Here is a 5062-nt window from a genome sequence, read left to right on the forward strand (position 1 = left end):
CCCACCCCTAACCCCTCCCAGGAGGGGAACGGGAATCGGGAATCGGGAATCGGGATAAAATCCTGTGTACCTCATAAGTATGGTAAACGGTAGATTAAATCCGTATTGCTATAGCGCGTTCTAATTTCCCCACACCTGCCATACTTCCCACACTTCCCTAGCTCCCTAAACACCAAGAATAAAGTACTTCACCTAATTGAGAACTATTTAGAACTGCTATACTGCTTTATACAGTCCTAACCCTAGAGTTCCCAAATTGTCAGGTATGGAATACAGGGTGCAGGGAATTCCAATGAAACGAAAAATTAAGGGTTTAGCCAATAAGGAACAGAAAAAAAGGAACAGGGGAGATTTCTGTTTCCTATTCGGAAGTTGAACAGAAATCTTGCAGCATTGTGATTAATCCTAGGGTGGGCAGTGCTTACCAACGCCCTTTGCAAGCTTAGTTAGCGGAATGTGGGTTATAATGTAAAGGGGTTAAGTAACAACAGGGGCGAAGAATAGCAATGAAGACAGCACTGATACTAGTAGATATTCAGAATGACTACTTTCCTGGTGGTTCTATGGAACTAGTGGGGATGAATTTAGCTAGTCAAAATTCTCAACATTTACTAGAGCATTTTCGGTCAAACAAGTTGCCAACGTTTCACATACAGCACTTTTTTGAAGCTGATTCTAATGCAGGCTTTTTTATCCGAGGGACTGAAGGAGTCGAAATCCATGAGAGTATTAAACCCCTTCCTGGTGAAACTGTAATCCCGAAAAATTATCCCAATAGCTTTCGGGAAACTACGTTGCTGGATCAACTAAAACAAGCCGAGATTGAACAGCTAGTTATTTGCGGTGCCATGAGTCACATGTGTATTGATGCTACCACTCGCGCTGCTGCTGATTTGGGTTTTAAGTGTAAGGTAGTTCATGATGCCTGTGCTACTAGAGATCTGGTTTTTGGCAATCAGACTATTATCGCTAAAGATGTACATGGGGCATTTATGAATGCTTTGGGTTTTGCTTATGCTGATGTGATTAGTTTATCGGATTTTTCGTAGGAATTGATCCGAGATAACAACCAGTGCGAGTCGTTATTAAAGACTGATAATAAGAAGATGAATTGTTTAATCACAAAATATCTTCTTGTTATCAAGCCCAATTACTTAATAAATTAAATTTTATCATTGATTGTTTGATTGATGACCCTAACCCTTAACTTACCACCAGAACCCGATTCCCGATTCCCGATTCCCGATTCCCGATTCCCGATTCCCGATTCCCTACTCCCTATTTCCTCCGCACTCTCAATCAAATCAATAAACTCAGCTCGATACCCCTCTAAATCTACCCCTTCGGATTCCTTTGCTAATTGTAATGCTTGGTCAAAACTGGCTTTACCTTTGTAAGGAGAATCTCTTAACACCATACCAAAACTGGCAACGGCAGCGGAAAACTTAAAGTTATCGGAAGCATCCTTTAGCTTTACAGCTTTATCAACCAAGGGATAGGTCAGGAGTTGAGAGGTGTTACCGTCAGGCTCTTTGTAACGTAACTTGACCTGCATTAATTCTTTGGAATTAGTGGTTGAAGCAGTATTGGATTGATATTTCAGAGGGTCAATATCTGGTAATTTGACCTTAGTTTTCGCTCCCACAGGAATAATTTCATACAGTGCCGTGACCGTATGCCCTGCTCCTAATTCTCCGGCATCTTTAGTATCATCATTAAACTCTTCATCCTTCAGCCGTCGATTTTCATAACCAATCAAACGATACCCTTGGACTTTGGCAGGATTAAACTCTACTTGAATCTTAACATCTTTAGCAATAGTGAGTAGAGTTGCTCCAATTTCGTTAACTAAGACTTTCTTAGCTTCTAACTCGTTATCAATATAAGCATAATTACCATTTCCTTTATTAGCAATTTTCTCCATCTTGGAATCTTGTAAATTACCGGTACCAAATCCTAATACGGTCAGAAAAACTCCTTTTTTTCGCTTTTGTTCAATTAGTTTAACTAATTCGGTATCACTGGAAACTCCGACATTAAAGTCTCCGTCGGTTGCGAGAATAACTCGGTTATTTCCGGATTTAATAAAATTATCTTGGGCAAGTTTATAAGCTAATTTAATTCCTGCTCCCCCAGCAGTAGACCCCCCGGCATTGAGATTCTCAATAGCTGTTAAGATTTTATCTTTCTGGTTACCTGGAGTAGGAGGTAAAACGACGCCCGCAGCGCCAGCATAGACGACAATACTAACTTGGTCTTCTTCTCTCAATTCATTGACCAGCATCCGAAAGGCTTCTTTGAGCAGGGGAAGCTTATTGGGATTATTCATAGAACCAGAGACATCCAGCAAAAAGACAAGATTGCTGGGAGGCAAATCTTCAATGGCCATCTTTTCCCCTTGGATGCCAATGTGAACTAATTGGTGAGTGGGATTCCAAGGAGCTTGAGAAATTTCTGTGGTAATCGAGAAAGGGCGATCGCTTTCTGGTTCGGGATAGTCGTAGTTAAAGTAGTTAATTAATTCTTCGATACGGATGGCATCGGTAGGGGGGAGTTGACCGTTATTAAGGAAACGACGAAGATTGCTGTAGGAGGCGGTATCAACATCAATAGCAAAGGTAGAGAGGGGATTATGCTTTACTCTCTTAAAGGCGTTCTCATCAATGGGACTATAGTTTTCTCTGTTGCTGACTTCTGGGATAGCTGGCTGTGTTGTCAGTAACGGCTTGGGTTTGCTCGCCATTGAGCGACTAGGAACTGCTTTAAAGCGTGCATTTGGGCTACCGGAGAGTGGCATTGAGGCTCGGGGTGTCAAACCTCTGTTAGGGAAATTCTGATTAAGACTATCCGCCGACCTCCCGACCTGGGCTGATTCCATAAGTTCTGATAGGCGCTCTCTTTGGTCAGGTTCTACGTCTTTTGCTACAGGTAGATTAGAGCTTGTGTCTGATTTTTGGACTGATCGCTGATTGTGGCAAGCTGTTGTTAGCTGTGCCAAGATAGCAACCATTCCGGAAAGGAGGAATAGTCTTAGTAATTTGTTCATTTGATTTGCCCTCTGTATTGCTTATTCCTAAGCTAATCGACAACAGAAGGCTGTTTGTTTGTGTTGCGGTTTCTGTAACGGTTAATCGGGAATCGGGAATCGGGAATCGGGAATCGGGAATCGGGAATCGGAACCCACCCCTAACCCCTCCCAGGAGGGGAACGGGAATCGGGAATCGGGAATCGGGAATCGGGAATCGGGAATAGTGATTAATCGTACCGTGGGCAGTGCTTAGCAATCCTATGGTCAGCCAATGAATCTGGAGGAAATAAGGCTTTATCTTAAATGGTATTTTGCCGGGTAAACGGATCTAATTTTGTTAACTCATATCTATAATGTTTTTACCATCAAATAAACACTATATGTATAAAATCTATTGTCAACGATCGCCATAAGGCCAGGTTTATTGAAAAGTACCCGTGGTTGATTGACAAGATGGGTTTGTCCTATGATACTTTTAAAGATATAGGAGTGGAAGCAAAGCTTAAGATATCTTATGCTTCCTGATCCAAAGCTACCTGTCCCCTTTCAATAAGAAAACTATGTCTTAAGCTGTACTTCTCTTCCTATCAAATTAGATAAACCATGGCTACTCGCCATAGTTTATACTGATGATGTAGTTAACCCTTTTTATAGAACTTTTCTTAATTAGGAGCTACACATCATTTTTTTTCTGTTCGCTATTCCCTATTTCCTTGTGTAGATTCTGGTGATCCGCTTTTCTGGTGATCCGGTATTTCCTGTTGCCTAAGATCTAGGATTATCTACCTCAAATCGTTTAAAACCACTGTTTACAACCACTATATAATCCCTAATTAAGGAAGTTGATCATGTCTACTAAAAGTTCTGCAATCTGGGGGTCTTCTTCCTTAGCAATTGCCATTTTTGCCCTATCGTCTTCACCAATTCTGACTCGCATAACAGAACATGATATGGGTCCTTATGGAACAATATTTAATCGGTTTTGGATTGCCAGCCTAGCGTTGGGCCTTGGCAAGGTTATCAAACTACTTTGGGATAAGCACAGCGGACGCTTATCTACTACTGATAACACTGATAACAAGGCTTATACTGTCAAGGATTTTTTCTCGTTATTTCTTGTTGCTAGCTTAGATTCAATTTGCCTAGTGACGTGGGCTTGGTCTCTGACAAAAACAAGTGTTGCTAATTCTAATCTTCTCCACAACACCACTCCTATCTTTGCAGCTGTGGGCGGATGGTTACTGTTAAGCCAATCCTTTAATCGTCGCTTCCTAATTGGCATGGTCCTGGCTCTAGGAGGAACGTTCTTAATTGGTTTTAACGATTTTCATATCGATCGAGAGACATTGATAGGGGACAGCGTTGCATTACTATCTGCCCTTTTCTATGCGGCTACACTTTTGGTAACAGAGAATCTCCGAGTTAAATTTGACACAAGCACAATTTTACTATGGCTTTATACCTTGGGTGGCCTATTGTTGTTACCATTAACATTGCTATTTGAAGATAGACTATTTCCTGCTTCCTTTTCATCATGGTCTGCTGTTATTGGCCTAGGACTTTGTGGCTCTATCATTGGATTGGGTGCATTATTCTATAGTCTCAAACAATTTTCATCTAGCTTTGTCTCTCTAATTCTATTGCTGGAACCTATGATTGCAGCAGTCTTAGCCTGGCTAATTTTTGCAGAAAAATTGAGTTGGTTAAATGGCTTGACGTTTATAATCGTATTATCTGGGATTTATCTGGCTAAATCAGATGGAGAATTAGATAATATTGGTTCTACTGAAGCTACTTAAGATGTAATAGCAAAGGGAACAGGGAACAGGGAACAGCGATGCAGCGCGGTCTTGGGGGTTTCCCCCATGAGCGACTGCATCAAGACGGGAACAGGGAAAAAACATTCTCTCAATTGATTTAGGATTGCTAAAGCTGTCAGCTTAAGCGCTACGCGCATATGCTTACGCGCACCCTACACCACTATTCCCGATTCCCGATTCCCGATTCCCGATTCCCGATTCCCGATTCCCGATT

Annotated in this window: 4 protein-coding genes; 2 read left to right on the plus strand and 2 right to left on the minus strand. The window is 41.6% G+C overall.

Translation table 11 applies throughout. The annotated features are described in order from the left end of the window. The first annotated feature begins 506 nt into the window (after nucleotides 1–506). Nucleotides 507–1049 (plus strand): cysteine hydrolase family protein, encoded by a 543-nt coding sequence (locus AC4II3_RS31150; protein ID WP_488015976.1) that lies wholly within the window; start codon nucleotides 507–509, stop codon nucleotides 1047–1049. Between the two features lie 113 nt (nucleotides 1050–1162). Here AC4II3_RS31150 and AC4II3_RS31155 read toward each other — a convergent pair whose 3' ends face one another. Both AC4II3_RS31155 and AC4II3_RS31160 read right to left on the minus strand, forming a co-directional pair. After that, on the minus strand, nucleotides 1163–2797 hold the full coding sequence (locus tag AC4II3_RS31155) for a vWA domain-containing protein (protein WP_488015978.1): 1635 nt from the start codon (nucleotides 2795–2797) through the stop codon (nucleotides 1163–1165). Between the two features lie 136 nt (nucleotides 2798–2933). Continuing rightward, nucleotides 2934–3284, minus strand: a complete 351-nt coding sequence (locus AC4II3_RS31160; RefSeq protein WP_490723011.1) for a hypothetical protein — start codon at nucleotides 3282–3284, stop codon at nucleotides 2934–2936. 592 nt (nucleotides 3285–3876) lie between these two features. Between AC4II3_RS31160 and AC4II3_RS31165 the strand changes: the two genes are divergently transcribed. Then, complete coding sequence (locus AC4II3_RS31165) at nucleotides 3877–4827, plus strand: DMT family transporter (RefSeq protein WP_488017358.1); 951 nt, start codon at nucleotides 3877–3879, stop codon at nucleotides 4825–4827. Nucleotides 4828–5062: the final 235 nt, after the last annotated feature.

The sequence above is a fragment of the Moorena sp. genome (assembly GCF_982860115.1).

Excerpts from the sequence above, each read along its gene's own strand:
- AC4II3_RS31150 (WP_488015976.1), top strand. The coding sequence starts at position 507 with ATGAAGACAGCACTGATACTAGTAGATATTCAGAATGACTACTTTCCT.
- AC4II3_RS31155 (WP_488015978.1), bottom strand. The coding sequence starts at position 2,797 with ATGCCACTCTCCGGTAGCCCAAATGCACGCTTTAAAGCAGTTCCTAGT.
- AC4II3_RS31165 (WP_488017358.1), top strand. The coding sequence starts at position 3,877 with ATGTCTACTAAAAGTTCTGCAATCTGGGGGTCTTCTTCCTTAGCAATT.